Raw genomic sequence first — 20,418 nt, forward strand, 5'->3', positions numbered from 1 at the left:
GAAAAAAGCCCCGGATATCCGGGGCTTTTTCATGTGACCGCAGGGATCAGTCCTCGCGATAACGACGCAGGCGCAGGGCCTTGCCCGCCACGCGGGTGTCCTTGAGTTTGGTCAGCAGACGCTCCAGGTTTTCCTCGGGCAGCTCCACCAGGCTGAAGGAGTCACGGATCTGGATGCGGCCGATGGCCTCGCGATCCATGCCGCCTTCATTGATGATGGCACCCAGCAGGTTCTTGGCAGCAACGCCATCGCGCGCGCCCAGGGCGGTGCGGCAGCGGACCCGGCCTTCCGGCAGAGGCTGCATCGGACGACGCTCACCACGATCGGGACGCTCGCCGCCACGGTCAGGGCGTTCGCCACGCTCGCTGCGCTCACCACGGGGACGCTCGCCACGGCCGGCGCCGGGGGTCAGCGGCTGCTCACGGCGCACCGACTCCAGGTCCAGGGCACGGCCGCTGGTCAGCTTGGCCAGCAGCGCCGCTGCCAGGGTGGAAGGATCGCACTGCAGACGCTCGCACAGCTCCTGACGCAGCGCGCCGTGGGTGGCGTCGGCATCGGCCAGCAGCGAACCCACGCCATCGGCCAGACGGGAGATACGAGCTTCCAGCACGGCTTCGGCGTCGGGCAGACGGATCTCGCCGACCCGCTGACCGGTCACGCGCTCGATGACCTGCAGCATGCGACGCTCGCGCGGGGTGACCAGCAGCAGCGCGCGGCCTTCACGCCCGGCACGACCGGTACGGCCGATACGGTGCACGTAGGATTCGGGATCGTAGGGCATGTCCACGTTCAGCACGTGGGTGATGCGCGCCACGTCCAGGCCACGGGCCGCGACGTCGGTGGCGACCACGATGTCCAGCGAACCGTCCTTGAGGGATTCGATGGTCTTCTCGCGCTGGGCCTGGGGCATGTCGCCGTTCAGGGCGCTGACGCGATAGCCCTGGCGCTCCAGCAGTTCAGCCAGATCCAGGGTCGCCTGCTTGGTCCGCACGAAGGCGATCAGGGCGTCGAAGTTTTCCACTTCCAGCAGGCGCAGCACCGAGGCCGGCTTCTGGTCGGCATGGACCATCAGGTGCGCCTGCTCGATGCGGGCGACGGTCTGGGTCTTGGCCGCGATGCGGACGTGTTGCGGCTCCTTGAGGTGACGCTCGGCGATGGCACGGATCGACGGCGGCAGGGTCGCCGAGAACAGTACGGTCTGGCGGGTTTCCGGCATGGCCTCGAAGATGAATTCGAGGTCGTCCATGAAGCCCAGCTTGAGCATCTCGTCGGCCTCGTCGAGCACCAGACGCTGAACGGTGGCCAGCAGGTTGTCGTCACGGCGCAGGTGGTCGCACAGGCGGCCGGGGGTAGCGACGAGTACCTGGGCACCCATGCGCAGGGACTTCAGCTGCGGCCCCATGGGCGCGCCGCCGTAGAGGGCCACGACCTTCACGCCGGGCATCTCGGTGGAATAGGTTTCGCAGGCGGTAGCGACCTGCAGGGCCAGTTCACGGGTAGGAACCAGCACCAGAATCTGGGGTTCACGACGGGACGGGTCGAGCTGCGAGAGCAGCGGCAGAGCAAAGGCTGCGGTCTTGCCCGTACCGGTCTGCGCCTGGCCGATCATGTCGTGGCCGGCGAGGATCACCGGAATGGACTGCGACTGGATGGGCGACGGCTCTTCGTAGCCGACGGCCTTGATGGCGGCGAGGATGGCGGGATTGAGATTGAGCGCAGCGAAATTGCTGATGTCCTGGGTCATTGTCTTGCCTCGTGTGCTTCGCAAAGACCCCAAAGCCAAGAGCTGCGCTTATCCGAATGACCGAAGTCGCCCAGGCAGCCAAGGTGTGAGCTTTTTGCGAAATAGCGGATGAAAGGGGGTGAAGCGTCTAGGATTGTTCGCCGTCGGGCGAACGCACGACCGGCGTGGCCATGGTGGCGGACCGGGAGAATGCAGTTCCTGAACGGAAGGTCAAAAAGACCGGGGCGAATAATACCCGAACCCTGGACATTTCTCCAGAGAACCTTGGTCTATCTTGATGGTCAGGTTGCCGCACGCAAGTTGTCCAGGTAGGACTCCACATCGAAGCCTATCTGCGGGGTCAACTCCCTTGCGCGCCGTCGCGTCTCGGGCTGGTCCAGCTCCTGTTCCAGACTGGCCGGCACCAGCAGGATGACATTGCCTTCCACCACCGGGCACTCCCAGTAATGATGGCGGAACAGCCCGCGCAGCAACGCGGCGCCCAGGGGCTTGCCGTCGGTAGCGCTCCACTGGTTGATCATCAGCCAACCGCCCGGATTGAGCTTGGCCTGGCAGTTTTCCAGGAAGCGCCAGGCCAGGTGAGCACTGGACGGGCCGACATCGGTATAGAGATCGACAAAGATCAGGTCGGCAGGCTCTGCACTGTCGAGCAGCTCCAGGGCATCGCCGATCCGGATCTGCAGCCGTGGATCCTCGCCGAGCCCCAGGTGCTGCTGCGCCAGGCGCGGAACCGCGGGACGCAATTCCAGCGCCTCCACCGCTTCCAGCGGCAGCCACTTGAGACAGGCCTGGGTCAGGGTGCCGGCGCCTAGCCCAAGAAAGAGCGCCCGTCGCGGCTGCGGATGGCAGAGCGCGCCCAACAGCATGGCCCGGTTGTAATCGTATTCCAGCCAAGCCGGGTCCTGCGTGAAGACGCAGCTCTGTTCCACCTCCTCACCGAACTCCAGGAAGCGATAGGGCCCCACCTCGACCACCCGGATCCGTCCATGGTCATCGATGACCTCTTCCAGCAACACTTCCGTCTCGGCCATCACTGCCCTCCTCTATAGGCGCCCATGGTATCTGCGATGGGCACTGTCTATCGAGCGTTACACCCTTCATCGGTTAGTATGAAAGGCTTCATCGAACCACCGCAGAGAGAGCCATGTCCGCGCCTTGGAGCCCCACCAGCTGGAGAGGCCTGCCCATCCAGCAGCAGCCCGAATACCCCGATCACGCCCGCCTCGCCGACGTCGAGCGCACCCTCGCCGGCTATCCGCCGCTGGTGTTTGCCGGCGAAGCCCGCGAACTACGCCGGCAATTCGCCGAGGTCACCCAGGGCCGGGCCTTCCTGTTGCAGGGTGGTGATTGCGCGGAAAGCTTCTTCGAATTCTCCGCCGGCAAGATTCGCGACACCTTCAAGGTGCTGCTGCAGATGGCCGTGGTCATGACCTTCGCTGCCGGTTGCCCGGTGGTCAAGGTTGGCCGCATGGCCGGGCAGTTCGCCAAGCCGCGCTCTTCGAACGATGAGGTCCAGGATGGCATCTCCCTGCCCGCCTACCGTGGCGATATCGTCAATGGCATCGACTTCACCGAAGGCAGCCGTATCCCGGATCCGCAGCGCCTGATCCAGGCCTACAACCAGTCCACCGCGACCCTCAACCTGTTGCGCGCCTTCGCCCAGGGCGGTTTCGCCGACCTGCACCAGGTGCACCGCTGGAACCTGGACTTCATCGCCAATTCGGCCCTGGCCGACCGCTACCACCAGTTGGCGGATCGCATCGACGAGACCCTCGCGTTCATGCGCGCCTGTGGCCTGGACACCGCGCCCCAGGTCAAGGAAACCAATTTCTTCACTGCCCATGAGGCGCTGCTGCTCAACTACGAGGAAGCCTTCGTCCGCCGCGACAGCCTGACTGGCGACTGGTATGACTGCTCCGCGCACATGCTCTGGATCGGCGACCGCACCCGCCAGCCTGACGGTGCCCATGTCGAATTCCTGCGCGGCGTGAACAACCCCATTGGCGTCAAGGTCGGTCCCTCCACCACTAGCGAAGACCTGATCCGGCTGATCGACACCCTCAATCCTGAGAACGATCCGGGTCGTCTCAACCTGATCGTGCGCATGGGCGTGGGCAAGGTCGGCGACCACCTGCCGCGCCTGATCCAGACCGTGGAGCGCGAGGGCCGCCAGGTGCTGTGGAGTTCCGACCCCATGCACGGCAACACCATCAAGGCGTCCAGCGGTTACAAGACCCGGGATTTCGCCAGCGTGCTGGGCGAGGTCAAGGAATTCTTCGGGGTACACAAGGCCGAGGGCACCTATGCCGGCGGCATCCATATCGAGATGACCGGCCAGAACGTCACCGAGTGCATCGGTGGCGCCCGTCCGGTTACCGAGGACGCCCTTTCCGATCGCTACCATACCCACTGCGACCCGCGCCTGAACGCCGACCAGTCCCTGGAACTGGCCTTCATGATCGCCGAGACCCTCAAGGGCATTCGCCGCTGAGTCGAGGTCGGGAGGTCGCCTGCGCGGCGACCTCCTAGTGCCGCGCCAGTGCCTCCTGCAGCAGGCTGGCCGGACCAAGCAGCGCTACCTCCGCCAGGCCCAGCCAGTCCGCCAGCGCACGCAACTGTCCTGCCAAGGCATCGCAGCCCTCGTCATCCAGCCCCGCCGGCTCCAGGTGCACGGCATGCACCGCCAGCCGTGAGGCCGCTCGCTCAGCCCGTAGATTCACTCGCGCCGCCAGGCGTTCGTGATAGAGAAAGGGCAACACGTAGTAGCCATAGACCCGCTTGGGCGCAGGTGTATAGATCTCCAGTCGATAGCGGAAACCAAATAACTGCTCGGTACGTTCACGCTCCCAGACCAGGGAGTCGAAGGGCGACAGCAGCGCCGCGGCGCGTACCGGCCGCCCGGGGCTTGGGGTGTCCGCGACATAGGCGAGCTTCGCCCAGCCCTGTACCTGAATAGGCCGCAGGCCGCCCTCCTCCTGCAATTCGGCGATGCCCTGACGGGCCTCGGCCGGACTCAGGCGAAAATAGTCACGCAGCTGGACCTCGGTCGCTACGCCCAGGGCTCTGGCGCTGCGCAGCAGCAGTGCCCGGCGCGCCGCCTCCGGTGTCGGCGCAGGCGCGGCAAGGGTCGCCGCCGGCAGGACCCGCTCCGGCAGGTCATAGAGCCGCTCGAAGCCCCGCCGCCCAGCCACCGTGACCTCGCCGGCGGCGAACAGCCACTCCAGCGCCAGCTTGCCCGGGCTCCAGTCCCACCAGGGACCGGCCTGATCGACCCGCTTCGCCAGGCTGCCGGCGCCCAGGGCGCCGCGCTGCACCACCGCCTCCAGGGCCTGAGCCACCAGCTGCGGCTGCTCGGCCGCGAAACGCGCCAGCTGCCGATAGATGCCGATGCCCTGACGGGCCAGCTCACGGCGCCAGCGCAATTCGGCCCAGACCTCCGCAGGCACCAGGGAGGCTTCATGGGCCCAGCATTCATAGAGCTGTCGCGCCCTGCCCGAGCCCCAGGCCAGGGCGTCGAAGTCGGCAAGGTCATAGCGTCCCAGGCGACTGAACAGCGGCAGATAGTGCGAGCGGACCAGGGCATTGACCGAGTCGATCTGCAGCACATTCAGGCGTGCAGCCTGACGGTACAGGGCGGCCAGGCCGGCGCCACCCTTGGGCTGGCTACCGAAACCCTGGGCACGCAAGGCCAGGCGCCGGGCCTCGCGCAGGGAAAGGCTATCCATCCGAGCTCCTGCTTAAAGAGGTGATCCTCCACCCTAGCAGGATTGGCGGTCGCCCTCCTCTGCAGGCTGCTGCCAGAACGGCTTGTCAGCCTCCTGCCAGGCATCAGCGCGGCTCAGACCCAGGTCGTGCAGTGCGCCTTCATCCAGCCGATAGAGGGCCCGGCGCTGACGGGAGACCTGCACTGCCCGCTGCAGCCAGACCAGGATCCGACGCAAACGAAACCTGACGTCCAGAAACTCACGGACGCGAGCGGACGAAACTGTGTGATGAGCGAGCTGAGCCATGGTGAATCTCCTTTTCCAAGGGTATGGCTCAAGTCTGAAAGCCCGTATAACATCAATCCAACGAATCCTTCTGATGCAACCCATTCATCTGATTGATGCCATGAATTATCCGAGCATAGAGACCGATCTGCTGCGTACCTTTGTCGCTATTGCCGATCAGGGCGGCTTCACCCGTGCGGCCGAAGTGGTCAACCGTACGCAGTCCGCGGTGAGCATGCAGATGCGCAAGCTGGAAGACGACCTGCTGCAGCGCCGGCTATTCGAGCGAGATGGGCGCCAGGTACGGCTGACGGCGGAAGGCCAGATTCTGCTGGGCTATGCCCGGCGAATCCTCAAGTTGCACGGCGAAGTCATGACGACCCTGCGTGCGCCGCACATGGTGGGTACGGTGCGCATCGGCACGCCGGACGACTATGTCATGAGGTTCATCCCAGGGATTCTCGCAGGCTTCGCCAAGGCCTACCCGCTGGTGCAGGTGGACGTGCACTGCGAGCCCAGCGCCGGCCTACTGCAGCGCCAGGACCTGGATCTGACCATCGTTACCCGCGAGCCTGGCAACGAGATCGGGCTGCCGCTGCGCCGGGAGCGCTTCATCTGGGCCGAGGCGCCCGGCTTCGATGTCCATCAGCGTGACCCGCTGCCCCTGGCCATGTTCAATACCTCGTGCTTTCTCAGCGAATGGGCCCGGCGTGCGCTGGACACTCGTGAACGCGGCTATCGCCTGGCCTACAGCAGCCCGAGCCTGGCGGCGCTGCTGGGCATCGTCAAGGCGGGCCTGGCGGTCACCGCGCAACTGGAAAGCCTGCTGCCCAATGAGCTGCGGCGGCTGAGCGAAGCCGATGGCATGCCGGACCTGCCCGCCTGCTCCATCGAACTGCTGCGCAATCCCCGCAGCGCTTCGCCGATCATCGACACCCTCGCCGAACACATCGCCGAAGGCTTTCGGCAATAGTCAGCGCAGCGCCAGCAGCACCGCACACAGCAGCAGGAAACCGCAGAACAGCAAGCGTAGCAGCCGCTCGGGAAGCTGGTGGGCCAGGCGCACGCCCCAGCTCACACTGAGCAGCCCACCCACCGCCAGCGGGATGCCCACGTGCCAATCCACCTCGCCGTGCCAGGCGTAGCTGGCCAGGGTGACACCTGTGGTGGGCAGCGCCATGGCCAGGGACATGCCCTGGGCCGCGACCTGGGTCATGCCCATGACGCCGGCCAGGATCGGGGTGGCGATGACCGCGCCGCCCACGCCGAACAGGCCACCGACCAGACCAGCCACCAACCCCAGCACGCCGAGGCCCAGCCGGCTGGGCGCGGTCAGTGGCGGCTGGCCGCGGCGATAGAGCTGCCAGAGGTTGTAGAGGACCAGCAGCAGCAGGAAGCCCACGAAGCCGTGACGCATCGAGCGGGCGTCCAGGGATACCGCCAGCACGGTGCCTACCAGTGCCGAGACCATGCCTGCGCCCGCCAGCAAGGCAGCGCGGCGCCAGTCGATACGATTGCGCTGGTTGTACTTGTAGACCGACAGCAGCACGTTGGGCACCACCATCACCAGGGCGGTGCCCTGGGCCAGTTGCTGGTCGAGGCCGAACAGCAGGGCCAGCACCGGAATGGCGATCAACCCACCGCCGATGCCGAACAGGCCACCCACCATGCCCAGCACCGCGCCGAGGACGACATCGATCAAAAGCTCAGGCAGCAATTCCACAGCAGCACTATCCAGGGATGAATGGATACGGAGAGGTCAGCCGGGGCGCTACGACACAGGCGCCCAGACAGCAAAAAGCCCGGCGAGCCGGGCTTTTTATCGACACGCCTGGTTTAGACCTTGGCGCGCGACTTGTACTCGTTGGTACGGGTGTCGATCTCGATGTGATCACCGATATCGCAGAACTCGGATACCTTCAGCTCGTAGCCGTTGTTCAGGCGAGCGGTCTTCATGACCTTGCCCGAGGTATCGCCGCGAACGGCCGGCTCGGTGTAGGCGATCTGGCGCACGATGGTGGTCGGCAGCTCGATGGAGATGACGCGATCGTTGTAGAACACGGCTTCACAGACGTCGGTCATGCCGTCTTCGATGAAGGCCAGAGCTTCGCCCAGGTCGTCCTTCTCGACTTCGTACTGGTTGTAGTCGGCGTCGACGAAGACGTACAGGGGATCGGCGAAGTAGGAATAGGTCACTTCCTTGCGATCCAGGATGACCGGCTCGAGCTTGTCGTCGGCACGAAAGACGGTCTCGGTCGCGCTGCCGGAGAGCAGGCTCTTCAGCTTCATCTTGACCACTGCAGCGTTACGGCCGGACTTGTTGTAGTCAGCTTTCTGGATGACCCAGGGAGCGTTGTCGATCATGGCCACTTGGCCGGCACGGAACTCTTGTGCGGTTTTCATGCGGTTATCCGTATGGATGGAAGAACGGGATTTCGAGGCGCCATATGATAGCCAATCTGAGTGGAAATGCACCAGGCTGGCAGCAAGATCGCTGTGAGAAGCCATCCGATCGCTCCAATCACGCGCCAGCAGACGCCACGCCGCCCCTTGCGCGTCCAGGGCTGACCAGGCTGCGGCCAGGTCACCGCGGCCGTTCCAGGCCAGCCAGAAGGCGGTGACCGCCGCCGCCAGTTCAGGCGAGGCGGCCTCGGTATAGCGCCCGAGAAAGGCCTCCAGTTTGACGAAGTGCGCGTCCTCCTCCTGCGGATAGATGTGCCAGACGAAGGGGTGCGCGGCCCACTGCGCACGAACGAAGGAGTCCTCACCGCGAATGGCGTTGAAATCGCAACACCAGAGCAGTCGGTCGTAGTCCTGCTGGGAAACGAAGGGCAGTACCTGCACCCGTAACGCGCCCCGGTGATGGCTATCACCGGATTTGAGCCAGTCGACCCCCAGCCAGGCGGCGATGTTGGCCAGTACCCGGCCCTCGGGCACCAGCAGACAGGTGGGCTGGGTTCCCGCGCTGAGGGCATCGAGCCAGTCGATCAGTGCGGGATTCTCGTAGGCGAACAGCGAGAACAGCCGCTCGCCCGCTTGACGCTGGACGCCCAGGCCGGCGAGATAGGCCGCCGCGGCCGCAGGATCGGCGACAAAGCCGTCGCGCTCGCCGAGCAGTCCGCGCTCACGCAACAGCCCGCCCACCTTGGCGGTGAAGCCGGGAAAGAAGAAATACTTGTTGAGTCCGGTGGGCTGCAGCGAAGGCAGGCCGTGGCAGCCTTCGATCCACTCCTCGGCGCTCAGGTACTCCAGATTGAGCCATAGCGGGCGCTCGGCGCGGCGCGCCATGGCCGTGACGAACTCCTCTGGCAACTGACAGGCGAAGGCTTCCACCACCACGTCACCGGATTCGGCGTCGGCCCAGTCGGGACGCCATAACCGGACTTCCACCCCCCGGTGCCATTGCTGTTCGGCGGCTCTGTCCACGCCGGGCTGGATGCGCGCCAGGGGATAGAGGTCGTCGATCCAGAGGCGGACCTGCTGGTCGTGTTCGGCCACCAACTGATGGGCCAGGCGCCAGGTGATGCCTGCGTCGCCATAGTTGTCCACCACCGTGCAGAAGATGTCCCAGGCTGCCATGCCTTACCTCTAAGTCATTGATATCGAATCGGGTTCCGCTTCACCAGCGGTGCGATGCGGGACGGCTTCCAGTGAACCCAGTCACATCGCGACCCTGTGCGGGTCGGTAGTATCCGCGCTTTTTCGGACGGATTCTCCATGTCGTTGCGCTCTGCCCTGCTGTTCTGTTTGACCCTGGCTTCCCTGAGCGCCCTGGCGACGCCTCAACCGCCCCGTACCTTCAGCGAAGCCAAGGTGGTCGCAGCCAAGGTCTATGCCAAGCAGGGCGTGGACTTCTACTGCGGTTGCCACTACAGCGGCAAGACCGTGGATCTCAAGAGCTGTGGCTACGTCCCGCGCAAGAGCGCCCAGCGCGCCAGCCGCATCGAATGGGAACACATCGTCCCCGCCTGGGTGATTGGCCACCAGCGCCAGTGCTGGCAGAAAGGCGGTCGCAAGAACTGCACGGCCAAGGACCCGGTGTACCAGAAGGCCGAGGCCGACCTCTTCAACCTGGTGCCGGTGGTGGGCGAGGTCAATGGCGACCGCAGCAATTTCGCCTTTGGCTGGCTGCCGCAAAAGGCGACCCAGTACGGCGCCTGCCAGATGGTGGTGGACTTCAAGGCCAAGACCGCCATGCCGCGCCCGGAGATCCGCGGCATGGTCGCCCGTACCTACTTCTACATGAGCGACCGCTACGGCCTGCGCCTGTCCAAGCAGGACCGCCAGCTCTACAGCGCCTGGACCAAGCAGTACCCGCCCGAGGCCTGGGAGCGCCAGCGCAATCAGCGCCTGGCCTGCATCATGGGCCACGGCAATCCCTACGTCGGTCAGACCAAGGCCTGCAAGTAGCGCGACTCAGGCAGCGCTTGGAATACCGCTGTGGAATCTCATCTCGCGGTCGCTGGAGCTGATCAGCTCCACTTCCAGCGCGCGGACCTCGGCGATCTTGGCATCGACGTCGTCCCGCTCGCCATAGAGGTAGGCGAGCTTGAGATAGTCCTGAAAATGCCGCGCCTCGGAGGCCAGCAGGCCGCTGTAGAACTTGCCCAGCTCCTCGTCCAGGTGGGGCGCCACGGCGCCGAAGCGCTCACAGGAGCGACACTCGATGAAGGCCCCGATCACCAGGCTGTCGGTCAGCTTCAGGGGCTCGTGATTGCGACAGAGCTTGCGTAGGGCGCCGGCGTAACGCGCCGAGCTGACATTGCGGTGCTCGATGCCACGGCGCTTCATGATCTGCAGCACCTGCTCGAAGTGGCGCAGCTCCTCGCGGGCGATGCGCGACATCTTCCAGGACAGTTCGGCGCGATTGGAATAGGTGAACAGATAGTGGAAGGCGGCGCCGGCGGCCTTCTTCTCGTTGTTGGCATGGTCCTGCAGCAGCGTCGGCAGATCCTGCAGCGCGGCGTCGACCCAGGCATCCGGCGTACGGCAACCGAGGAATTCGTTCATCTCGGGCAAGGACATCAGCGTAATCCCGTGCAAAAGCCGCGCATTATAGAGAAAGGCGCGCGCCTGGGCAGCGCCGCTCGCCTGCCAGCGCTCAGACGCGACTGTCCACGCCTTCGAGCAGGAAGCGCGGGGCGATGTAACGGTCGTAGTGGGCTTCGGAGAGCAGGAAAAATTCCCGGTCGATGGCGTCACGCAGATCGGCCAGTGGCCGCTCGCGAAATTCCGGCAGCAGGCGCACACCATAGGCATCCAGCTGCTGGATATGCCGCGCACCGCGAGCCAGCAGCTGATAGGCCCAGCAATATTCCGACTGGTCCGGCCGGAAGCGGATGCTGCGCTGCTGCAGCTGCTGACGCAGCAAGGCCGGATCGAAGACATCGACCTTGGCCGACACCACCTGCACCAGCAGCAGTTCGAGACGCGCCCAGACGGCGCGGCGCTCGTCCTCGTTGTAGAGATTCCAGTTCACCACCTCGTGGTGGAATCTCTTGCAACCACGGCAGACGTGGTCGCCGAACATCGTCGAGCACAGGCCGACGCAGGGCGTCTTGATGACAGGAGCGGGCATGGACGGCAAGCCTTGGAGCAAAACGCCTAGTCTAGCCGGAAACGCCGATGACCGGCGCGGGTACCCGTGCCGGTCGTGCAGGATCAGCGGGTCGATCACACTGCCGCCGCGCCCCGGACCGACAGCGGATTGGCGCTGCGCCGACTCAAGGCATAGAAGAACAGCCCGCCGAGGAAGCAGCCGGTAAACCAGGCGAAATTGGCGATCGGCTTGAACCAGGGCACGAAGGTGAAGCACAGCCCGATCAGCGCGGCAGCCACCAGTGCCTGCACTGCGACCCAATTGACGCCACCGCTGTACCAGTAGGCACCCTCGGGGGTGTCGTCGAACAGGGCAGCGACCTCGATCCGTCCTTTGCGCAGCAGGTAGTAGTCCACCAGCAGGATGCCGAACAGCGGGCCGATGCAGGAGGCCAGCACGTCCAGGGTGTAATGGATCACCTCGGGATTGTTGAACAGATTCCAGGGCGTGATGAAGATCGAGGCCACCGCGGCGATCATGCCACCGGCGCGCCAGCTGATCTTGCTGGGCGCCATATTGGCGAAGTCGAAGGCGGGTGAGACGAAGTTGGCGACGATGTTGATGCCGATGGTAGCGGTGATGAAGGTGAAGGCACCCAGCAGCACGGCGGTGGTGTTGTCGATACGGGCCACGGTGGCGATGGGATCGTGGATCATCTCGCCGAACACCGGCAAGGTGCCGGAGACGATCACCACGGTGACCAGCGAAAAGGCCAGGAAGTTGATCGGCAGGCCCCAAAAGTTACCGCGACGCACGTCCTGCATGGAACGGCAATAACGACTGAAGTCCCCGAAGTTGAGGGTGGGACCGGAGAAGTAGGACACCACCAGGGCGATAGCCATGATCACCTGCCAGAACGCGGCCCAGCCGGTGAGTTGCTTTTCCGCCAGGGTGAAGCTGATGTTGCTCCAGCCGGCGCGCCAGACGATCCAGGCGGCGAGCAGGAACATCACCGCATAGACCGCGGGACCGGCCCAGTCGATGAAACGACGGATGGAGTCCATGCCCGCCCAGAAGACGCAGGCCTGCAGCACCCAAAGGGTGAGGAAGCCCATCCAGCCGAGATAGGACAGCCCCAGAAAGCTGGTGTCGCCAAAGGCGGCCAGGGCCGGAAAGAATCTGAGCACCACGATGATCAGCGCGCTGGAGGCGAGATAGGTCTGGATGCCGTACCAGGCCACTGCGATCAGGCCCCGGATCACTGCCGGGATGTTCGCGCCAAAGACGCCGAAGGCCAGGCGGCAGATCACCGGATAGGGTACGGCGGCTTGCTGACTGGGCCGGGCGACGAGATTGGCGATCACCTGAATGATGCAGATGCCCACCAGCAAGGCGATCAACACCTGCCAACTGGCCAGGCCCAAGGCGAACAGGCTGGCGGCGAAGACGTAGCCACCGACGCTGTGTACGTCACTCATCCAGAAGGCGAAGATGTTGTACCAGCTCCACTTCTGCTCGACCGGCCCGAGATCTTCGTTATACAGACGTGGGCTATAGCCCGCGGGACGCTGCTGGGTCATGGATCGCCTCCTCCGTGGTGACAGGCACCTGCATACGGGGCCTATCTGATCTTGTATACAATTCGCCAGGCAGAGACCGTGCCAGTTACTTGGGAAAGGCGTTAACTTCCTGGCTCTGCAACAGATTTTCTGAATGAAGCGCTTTGCCACCGGTCTTAGAGTGCTACCTGAAACGCACTTCCTTGGGGCGTTTGGTGGCGGCCAGGCGCTACCTTGGCGCACAGGGGTGGTGTTTCTCGCCCATCGTCGCGCGCGGCATTTCTGTATACAATTCATCCAAATCGCCGGAGTTAGCCCATGGGTGCAGCCCCCTCACCACTCGCCGTTGCCGCCTCTCCCCGGGACGAGCGGATCTACCAGGACATTCTCGACGCCATCGTCGAGCATCGACTGACCCCAGGCACTCGGCTGCCGGAAGACACCCTGGCGGAAACCTTCGGCATCAGCCGAACCGGCATTCGCAAGGTGCTGCAGCGGCTGGCCCTGGAGCGGCTGGTGACCTTGCGCGCCAATCGCGGCGCCCAGGTCGCCCAACCCACCGCCAAGGAAGCCCAGGACATCCTGGCTGCGCGCCAACTGATCGAACCCGCCTTGATGCCCCTGGTGGCCGCCCGGATCGACAGCGCCCAACTGGCTCCCTTGCGGCAGCTCTGTAGCGAGGAGCACGAGGCCCAGCATGGCGGGCGCCACAGCCTGGCGATCCAGCTGTCCGCGCGCTTCCACGTCGAACTCGCGGCCCTGGCCGACAATCAGGTACTGACCGAGCAGGTCGCCCAGCTAGCCAGTCGCTCATCGCTGCTGATCGCCATCTATGGTTCGCACCACAGCCTGGGCTGCGATTGCGGCCAGCACGGCGAGCTGCTGGACCTGCTCGCCGAGGGCCAGGGCGCGGCCGCCAGCGACTGGATGGCGCAGCACCTGCGCCTGATCCGTGAATCCCTCAGGATCGACCGGCCCGTGGCCGCCGAGCCTGATTTCCGCAGCATCTTCAAACGCAGTTGAGGCGTCCCATGCAGATTCAGGTCATCAACCCCAATACCAGTGCCGGCATGACCGCCAAGATCGGCCGCGCAGCCCAGGCCATCGCCCGCCCAGGTACCACCATTCTCGCCAGCAATCCCGAGGCCGGCCCGGTCTCCATCGAAAGTCACTATGACGAGGCGGTAGCCGCGGTCGGAGTGATCGAGGAGATGCGCAAGGGCGTCGAAGCCGGCTGCGCCGCCCATGTCATCGCCTGCTTTGGCGATCCAGGCCTGCTCGCGGCACGGGAAATGGCCAAGGGGCCAGTGCTCGGCATCGCCGAGGCTGGCTTCCATCTGGCCAGCCTGCTGGCCACCCGCTTCGCCGTGGTGACCACCCTCACCCGTACGCGCATCATTGCCGAGCATCTGCTGCAGCGATATGGCTTCGCCGAGCTGTGCACCTCGGTGCGCTGCATCGATCTGCCAGTGCTGGCACTGGAGGACGCGGACGACAGCCTGATCGAGCTGATCGCCGCCGAAGGGCGCCGGGCGCGTGACGAGGAAGGTGCCGGCGCCATCGTGCTGGGCTGCGGCGGCATGGCCGATCTGCGCGAAGCCCTGAGCGAGGCCATCGGCGTCCCGGTGATCGAAGGCGTGAGCGCCGCGGTCAAGCTGGCCGAGTCCCTGGTCGACCTGGGCCTGGGGACCAGCAAGCACGGCGACCTGGCCTATCCCATCGCCAAGCCCTTCACCGGGCGCTTCGCGCATCTGGGCCGCTAGACTACGGCCAAGGTCTAACAGCGTGACGCACACGATGCGACAACGCAGCGCTTAACTTCGCCAGAGGCTTGGCGTAGAATTAGGCAGCCTTATAGGCGCAATGTCCGATACGAAGCTGTTTTCAAAGCGTCACGAGCAAAGTTTCCGGCGACCTTCCGGGCAGCGGCGGCCTCATCAACCGCCAACTGCCCGACCTGCCTTGCAGCAGCCGGCGTAAAACTTTGAAAACAGCTTCTAGCGGAGTGCGTCCGGCGTGACGGTGGTCCTGCCCGCAGCCTCCCCCGTCAAACCCTGCCGGATACATTTCGGGGCGCCAGCCCCCGGACGCAATATTGGACCACTGATGAGGGTCAACCCGTGCTTGAAGCCTATCGTAACCACGTAGAAGAGCGTGCCGCCCAGGGCATCGTGCCCCAGCCGCTGAACGCCGAGCAAACGGCCGGTCTGGTCGAACTGCTGAAGAATCCCCCTGCCGGTGAGGAAGCCTTCCTCGTCGACCTCATTACCAACCGCGTCCCGCCGGGCGTCGACGAAGCTGCCTACGTCAAGGCTGGCTTCCTCTCCGCCGTCGCCAAGGGCGAGGCCCAGTCCCCACTGATCTCCAGGCAGCGTGCCACCGAACTGCTGGGCACCATGCAGGGCGGCTACAACATCGCCACCCTGGTCGAGCTGCTGGACGATGCCGAACTGGCCGCCGTGGCCGCCGAACAACTCAAGCACACCCTGCTGATGTTCGACGCCTTCCACGACGTGGCCGAGAAGGCCAAGGCCGGCAACACCCACGCCAAGGCTGTCCTGCAATCCTGGGCCGAAGGCGAGTGGTACAAAAAGCGTCCGGAAATCGCCGAGAAGTACACCCTGACCGTGTTCAAGGTGCCTGGCGAAACCAACACCGACGACCTCTCCCCCGCGCCCGACGCCTGGTCGCGTCCGGACATCCCGCTGCACGCCCTGGCCATGCTGAAGATGGCTCGCGACGGCATCGTGCCCGAGCAGCAAGGCAGCATCGGTCCGCTGAAGCAGATCGAGGAAGTACGTGCCAAGGGCTTCCCGGTCGCCTACGTCGGTGACGTGGTCGGTACCGGCTCTTCCCGCAAGTCCGCCACCAACTCGGTGCTGTGGTTCTTCGGCGACGACATCCCCTACGTGCCCAACAAGCGCGCGGGCGGCTTCTGCTTCGGTTCCAAGATCGCCCCGATCTTCTACAACACCATGGAAGACGCCGGCGCCCTGCCGATCGAGTTCGATGTGTCCGCCCTGGAAATGGGCGACGTCATCGACGTCTATCCCAAGGCTGGCAAGGTCACCCGCCATGGCAGCGATGAAATCGTCGCCACCTTCGAACTCAAGACCCCCGTGCTGCTGGACGAAGTCCGCGCCGGCGGCCGTATCCCGCTGATCGTCGGCCGCGGCCTGACCGAGAAGGCGCGCGCCGAATTGGGCATGGGCCCGTCCGACCTGTTCAACAAGCCGGACCAGCCGGCCGAGAGCACCAAGGGCTACACCCTGGCGCAGAAGATGGTCGGCAAGGCCTGCGGCGTCGAGGGCGTGCGCCCCGGCACCTACTGCGAGCCGAAGATGACCACCGTCGGTTCCCAGGACACCACTGGCCCGATGACCCGTGACGAGCTGAAGGACCTGGCCTGCCTGGGCTTCTCCGCCGACCTGGTGATGCAGTCCTTCTGCCACACCGCGGCCTATCCCAAGCCCATCGACGTCAAGACCCACCACACCCTGCCGGATTTCATCCGTACCCGTGGCGGTGTCTCCCTGCGTCCTGGCGACGGCATCATCCACAGCTGGCTGAACCGCATGCTGCTGCCCGACACCGTCGGCACCGGTGGCGATTCCCACACCCGCTTCCCGATCGGCATCTCCTTCCCGGCCGGTTCGGGCCTGGTGGCCTTCGCCGCTGCCACCGGCGTGATGCCGCTGGACATGCCCGAGTCGGTACTGGTGCGCTTCAAGGGCAAGATGCAGCCCGGGATCACCCTGCGTGACCTGGTGCATGCCATCCCCTACTACGCCATCCAGAAGGGCCTGCTGACCGTCGAGAAGAAGGGCAAGAAGAACATCTTCTCCGGCCGCATCCTCGAGATCGAAGGCCTGGAAGACCTGACCGTGGAGCAGGCGTTCGAGCTGTCCGATGCCTCCGCCGAGCGTTCCGCTGCCGGCTGCACCATCAAGCTGTCGCCCGAGTCCATCACCGAGTACCTGCAGTCCAACATCACCCTGCTGCGCTGGATGATCGAGGAAGGCTACGGTGATCCCCGTACCCTGGAGCGCCGCGCGCGCGCCATGGAAGCCTGGATCGCCAACCCGGAACTGCTGGCTGCCGATGCCGATGCCGAATACAGCGAAGTCATCGAGATCGACCTGGCCGAGGTCAACGAGCCGGTTCTGTGCGCGCCCAACGATCCGGATGACGCCCGCCTGCTGTCCCAGGTGGCCGGCGACAAGATCGACGAGGTGTTCATCGGTTCCTGCATGACCAACATTGGTCACTTCCGCGCTGCCGGCAAGCTGCTGGACAAGGTCAAGGGCTCGATTCCGACCCGCCTGTGGCTGTCGCCGCCGACCAAGATGGACCAGCACCAGCTGACCGAGGAAGGCTACTACGGCATCTACGGCAAGGCTGGCGCGCGCATGGAAATGCCGGGCTGCTCGCTGTGCATGGGCAACCAGGCCCGTGTGGCCGCCAACGCCACCGTGGTCTCCACCTCCACCCGTAACTTCCCCAATCGCCTGGGCGACGGCGCCAACGTCTACCTGGCCTCGGCGGAACTGGCCGCAGTGGCTTCGATCTTGGGCAAGCTGCCTAGCGTTGAGGAGTACATGGAATACGCGAAGAGCATCGACAGCATGGCAGCGGACGTCTACCGCTACCTGAGCTTCGACCAGATCGCCGAATTCCGTGAAAGCGCCGAGAAAGCCCGTATCGCCGCCGTCGAAGTCTGACGCCAGCCTGCGGTACTGAAAAGCCGCCCTTCGGGGCGGTTTTTTTATGCGCCGCGATCCTGGCTCGCCAGGACGGCTCCTTCCCCTGAGCCGGCCTTAAGCGGCGGTTAACTCAGACGCCCTACGCTAAGGCTTTCCTTCTGCCGAGATCACCCCATGAAACGTCTTGTCATCGTGAGCCTATCCACGCTGTTGCTCGGTCTCGGCCAGACGACGATGGCAGCGGGTTGTATCAAGGGCGCCGTGGTTGCCGGCGTGGCGGGACATGTGGCCGGACACCACGCCATCGCCGGCGCAGTCGCCGGCTGTTTCATCGGCCATCACCTGGCGGCGAAGGCGAAGGAAGAACAGCAGCACGGTCATTCCTGAATGCGATAAGGCGCTTTCCAGAACAGGACATGAGTCGCTATCAGCATCACGACTATTCACCGAAGCAGCCATTCGCACAGCGCCTGAGACGGCTTTAACGCAGACTCTTCACGTCATCCCCAAACCCAGTCCGTATCGCGGCCATGGGCCGCTCCTACAGGTTCAGGTATGGCTGTAGGAGCGAGCCGTGGCCGCGATATCGATAGCCTGCTGACGACCCAGGTGACTGGCGGAGTCCAGGGCGACTTGGTCGCCAAGCTGTGCCGCGGGAGAACTGGCGAGGCTCGTCAAGGTCAATTGTTACAGAACATTACTTCGCACCCACGAGAGGTCGCCACCATGAAGCTCCTGCCCACCCTTGCCCTTTCCGCTCTGCTACTCGGCGCCAGCCAAGTCACCTTTGCCGCCGGCTGCGTCAAGGGCGCTGTGGTCGGTGGCGCCGCGGGTCATGTCGCCGGGGGTCACGGCGTCGCCGGTGCCGCCGCGGGCTGTGCCATCGGTCACCACGAGGCCAACAAGAAGGCCAAGGAAGAACAGCAGAACGCGCCCAAGCAATAATCCCGAGGCCCCGCCCACGGTAGCGTGCGGGGCCGATTTAACGCTTTCTTTACGCCCCGCCAACCTTCCCCGCCTCGCTTCTTTACGCCCCTCCTCCCGACAATTTCTCCACGCGGCAGCTGCCGTCTCTGGAGAACTCGTGATGACCCCCTGGAATCTTCTGGCCCTGCTTCTGGCACTGGGTCTGTTCGTCTATCTGCTGGCGGCGCTGTTGCGCGCCGGCCGCTCCTAGGGAGGCGGCATGGACAGCCACGCCGCGTTCCTGATCCTGGCCTTCCTGGCCCTGACCTTTCTTCCCGCGCCCTTCCTGGGGCGCTACTTCTACCGTGCGCTGGAAGGCGAGCGGACCTGGCTGAGCTTTGTCGGCACGCCCCTGGAGCGCCTGACGCTAAAGGTGGCGGGCACCGACGGCCGTGGCCAGGACTGGCGCACCTATGCCATCGCCCTGGTGCTGTTCAACGGGCTGGGAATCGCGCTGCTGTTCGCCATCCTGCTGCTGCAGGGCGGTCTGCCACTCAATCCGCAGCAGCGGCCTGGCCTGGAGTGGACGCTTGCGCTGAACACCGCCATCAGTTTCGTGACCAACACCAACTGGCAGGCCTACAGCGGCGAGGCCTCGCTAAGCTACTTCAGCCAGATGGTCGGCCTGGGCGTGCAGAACTTCGTCAGCGCCTCGGTAGGCGTGGCGGTGCTCGCCGCCCTGGCGCGCGGCATCGCCCGGCGTAGCACCCAGGAGATCGGTAATTTCTGGGTCGACCTGTTCCGGGTGGTCTTCTATATCCTGCTGCCGTTGTGCCTGCCGTTGGCGCTGCTGCTGATCTGGCAGGGCGTGCCCCAGACCTTCATGCCCTATGTCGACGCCACCACCCTGCAGGGCGCGACTCAGACACTGCCGCTGGGGCCAGCCGCCAGCCAGATCGCCATCAAGCAGCTGGGTACCAATGGCGGCGGATTCTTTGGTGTCAACTCCGCGCATCCCTTCGAGAATCCCACAGCGCTCAGTGATCTGCTGGAGCTGTCCGCCATCCTCATGATCCCGGCGGCGCTGGTATTCAGCTTCGGTCACTACGTCAAGGATCGGCGGCAGAGCTGGGCGATTTTCGCTGCCATGTTCGGCCTGCTGGCCATCGGCGCCACGGTCGCCATCGCCGCACAGAGCCAGGCCAACCCGGCCCTGGCCAATCTGGCGATCACCCAGGGAGCCTCGATGGAAGGCCTGGAAACGCGCCTGGGCGGGACTGCCTCCGCACTCTGGGCGACGGTGACCACCGCCGCGTCCAACGGCTCGGTGAATGCCATGCACGACAGCCTGGCACCCCTGACCGGACTGATCGCGCTGTTCAACATGATGCTCGGCGAGGTGATATTCGGCGGCGTCGGGGCCGGTCTCTACGGCATGCTGCTCAACGTGCTGATCGCCGTCTTCATCGCCGGCCTCATGGTCGGCCGCACGCCGGAGTACCTGGGCAAGAAGCTGGAGGCACCCGAGGTGCGGCTGTTGGTGGCGACCCTGCTGGTGATGCCGCTGGGCGTGCTGGTGCTGGGCGCCATCGCCGCCAGCGTCCCGGCTGGTGTAGCTGGCATCGCGGCCACGGGCCCCCATGGCTTCAGCCAGCTGCTCTATGCCTACACCTCGGCCACGGCCAACAACGGCTCGGCCTTTGGTGGCTTCGGCGCCAATACGCCCTTCCACAACCTGATGCTGAGCCTGGCGCTGCTGATCGGTCGCTTCGGCTACATCCTGCCGGTCCTGGCCATTGCCGGCAGCCTGGCGGCCAAGCGTGCCGTCCCGCTCGGCCCCAACAGCTTCCCCACCCACGGCCCGCTGTTCGTCACCCTGCTGGTGATCACCCTGCTGCTGGTGGGAGGCCTGACCTTCCTGCCGACGCTCGCCCTGGGGCCGATCGCCGACCATCTGCAACTGTTCGGAGTCCGCTGA

Annotated in this window: 19 protein-coding genes and 1 pseudogene; 10 read left to right on the forward strand and 10 right to left on the reverse strand. The window is 64.9% G+C overall.

The genetic code is table 11. The annotated features are described in order from the left end of the window. Positions 1–46 precede the first annotated feature (46 nt). Together ACUCV0_RS17615 and ACUCV0_RS17620 are read right to left on the reverse strand one after the other, a co-directional pair. Complete coding sequence (locus ACUCV0_RS17615) at positions 47–1,744, reverse strand: DEAD/DEAH box helicase (RefSeq protein ID WP_313649145.1); 1,698 nt, start codon at positions 1,742–1,744, stop codon at positions 47–49. A 281-nt stretch (positions 1,745–2,025) separates the two neighbouring features. Next, positions 2,026–2,775, reverse strand: coding sequence for a spermidine synthase (locus ACUCV0_RS17620; RefSeq protein ID WP_313649146.1), 750 nt, complete (start codon positions 2,773–2,775; stop codon positions 2,026–2,028). 113 nt (positions 2,776–2,888) lie between these two features. Between ACUCV0_RS17620 and ACUCV0_RS17625 the strand changes: the two genes are divergently transcribed. Further along, the gene (locus ACUCV0_RS17625) at positions 2,889–4,235 is read left to right on the forward strand and encodes a class II 3-deoxy-7-phosphoheptulonate synthase (RefSeq protein ID WP_271654966.1); all 1,347 of its coding nucleotides are present in this window, start codon (positions 2,889–2,891) and stop codon (positions 4,233–4,235) included. Positions 4,236–4,269: 34 nt separating this feature from the next. Here the strand turns inward: ACUCV0_RS17625 and ACUCV0_RS17630 are convergent, their stop codons facing one another. Together ACUCV0_RS17630 and ACUCV0_RS17635 are read right to left on the reverse strand one after the other, a co-directional pair. Then, entirely contained in the window at positions 4,270–5,469 is a 1,200-nt protein-coding gene (locus tag ACUCV0_RS17630) for a winged helix-turn-helix domain-containing protein (RefSeq protein ID WP_482213266.1), read from the reverse strand. Between the two features lie 33 nt (positions 5,470–5,502). Beyond that, positions 5,503–5,754, reverse strand: a complete 252-nt coding sequence (locus ACUCV0_RS17635) for a DUF1127 domain-containing protein (RefSeq protein WP_434774259.1) — start codon at positions 5,752–5,754, stop codon at positions 5,503–5,505. Positions 5,755–5,854: 100 nt separating this feature from the next. Between ACUCV0_RS17635 and ACUCV0_RS17640 the strand changes: the two genes are divergently transcribed. Next, positions 5,855–6,706 (forward strand): LysR substrate-binding domain-containing protein, encoded by an 852-nt coding sequence (locus tag ACUCV0_RS17640; RefSeq protein WP_313649153.1) that lies wholly within the window; start codon positions 5,855–5,857, stop codon positions 6,704–6,706. On the opposite strand, the gene ACUCV0_RS17645 is transcribed toward ACUCV0_RS17640, so the two are convergent. From ACUCV0_RS17645 to earP, 3 genes and pseudogenes are all read right to left on the reverse strand, one after another. Next, positions 6,707–7,447, reverse strand: a complete 741-nt coding sequence (locus ACUCV0_RS17645; protein WP_482213283.1) for a sulfite exporter TauE/SafE family protein — start codon at positions 7,445–7,447, stop codon at positions 6,707–6,709. It abuts the gene before it with no gap. 122 nt (positions 7,448–7,569) lie between these two features. Continuing rightward, positions 7,570–8,136, reverse strand: coding sequence for an elongation factor P (gene efp, locus ACUCV0_RS17650; protein WP_167348583.1), 567 nt, complete (start codon positions 8,134–8,136; stop codon positions 7,570–7,572). Positions 8,137–8,184: 48 nt separating this feature from the next. After that, a pseudogene (gene earP / locus ACUCV0_RS17655) lies at positions 8,185–9,312 on the reverse strand (elongation factor P maturation arginine rhamnosyltransferase EarP); the annotation flags it as partial. Positions 9,313–9,450: 138 nt separating this feature from the next. Between earP and ACUCV0_RS17660 the strand changes: the two are divergent. Continuing rightward, complete coding sequence (locus ACUCV0_RS17660) at positions 9,451–10,143, forward strand: endonuclease (protein WP_482213267.1); 693 nt, start codon at positions 9,451–9,453, stop codon at positions 10,141–10,143. Between the two features lie 6 nt (positions 10,144–10,149). Here ACUCV0_RS17660 and ACUCV0_RS17665 read toward each other — a convergent pair whose 3' ends face one another. The 3 genes from ACUCV0_RS17665 to ACUCV0_RS17675 form a co-directional block, all read right to left on the reverse strand. Continuing rightward, complete coding sequence (locus tag ACUCV0_RS17665) at positions 10,150–10,761, reverse strand: tRNA isopentenyl-2-thiomethyl-A-37 hydroxylase MiaE (RefSeq protein WP_313649154.1); 612 nt, start codon at positions 10,759–10,761, stop codon at positions 10,150–10,152. Between the two features lie 73 nt (positions 10,762–10,834). After that, a complete protein-coding gene (locus ACUCV0_RS17670; protein WP_059315013.1) occupies positions 10,835–11,311 on the reverse strand; it encodes a DUF1289 domain-containing protein in 477 nt (158 codons plus the stop codon). A gap of 95 nt (positions 11,312–11,406) precedes the next feature. Further along, positions 11,407–12,852: an NCS1 family nucleobase:cation symporter-1 gene (locus ACUCV0_RS17675; RefSeq protein WP_482213268.1), complete on the reverse strand. Its 1,446-nt coding sequence runs from the start codon at positions 12,850–12,852 to the stop codon at positions 11,407–11,409. Between the two features lie 297 nt (positions 12,853–13,149). Between ACUCV0_RS17675 and ACUCV0_RS17680 the strand changes: the two genes are divergently transcribed. The 7 genes from ACUCV0_RS17680 (at position 13,150) to kdpA (ending at position 20,418) form a co-directional block, all read left to right on the forward strand. Beyond that, positions 13,150–13,854 (forward strand): GntR family transcriptional regulator, encoded by a 705-nt coding sequence (locus ACUCV0_RS17680; protein WP_059315015.1) that lies wholly within the window; start codon positions 13,150–13,152, stop codon positions 13,852–13,854. Positions 13,855–13,862: 8 nt separating this feature from the next. Then, the gene (locus ACUCV0_RS17685; protein ID WP_059315016.1) at positions 13,863–14,594 is read left to right on the forward strand and encodes an aspartate/glutamate racemase family protein; all 732 of its coding nucleotides are present in this window, start codon (positions 13,863–13,865) and stop codon (positions 14,592–14,594) included. Positions 14,595–14,951: 357 nt separating this feature from the next. Continuing rightward, positions 14,952–17,552 (forward strand): bifunctional aconitate hydratase 2/2-methylisocitrate dehydratase, encoded by a 2,601-nt coding sequence (acnB, locus tag ACUCV0_RS17690; protein ID WP_059315017.1) that lies wholly within the window; start codon positions 14,952–14,954, stop codon positions 17,550–17,552. 156 nt (positions 17,553–17,708) lie between these two features. Then, on the forward strand, positions 17,709–17,921 hold the full coding sequence (locus ACUCV0_RS17695; protein ID WP_082696338.1) for a hypothetical protein: 213 nt from the start codon (positions 17,709–17,711) through the stop codon (positions 17,919–17,921). 339 nt (positions 17,922–18,260) lie between these two features. Continuing rightward, a complete protein-coding gene (locus tag ACUCV0_RS17700; protein WP_308706618.1) occupies positions 18,261–18,479 on the forward strand; it encodes a hypothetical protein in 219 nt (72 codons plus the stop codon). Between the two features lie 142 nt (positions 18,480–18,621). Then, positions 18,622–18,711 carry a potassium-transporting ATPase subunit F gene (locus ACUCV0_RS17705; RefSeq protein ID WP_017640468.1) on the forward strand — a complete coding sequence of 30 codons (90 nt, stop codon included), beginning with the start codon at positions 18,622–18,624 and terminating at the stop codon, positions 18,709–18,711. Between the two features lie 9 nt (positions 18,712–18,720). After that, positions 18,721–20,418 (forward strand): potassium-transporting ATPase subunit KdpA, encoded by a 1,698-nt coding sequence (gene kdpA / locus ACUCV0_RS17710; RefSeq protein ID WP_454253039.1) that lies wholly within the window; start codon positions 18,721–18,723, stop codon positions 20,416–20,418.

It is taken from the genome of Pseudomonas sp. VMV1 (assembly GCF_056790235.1).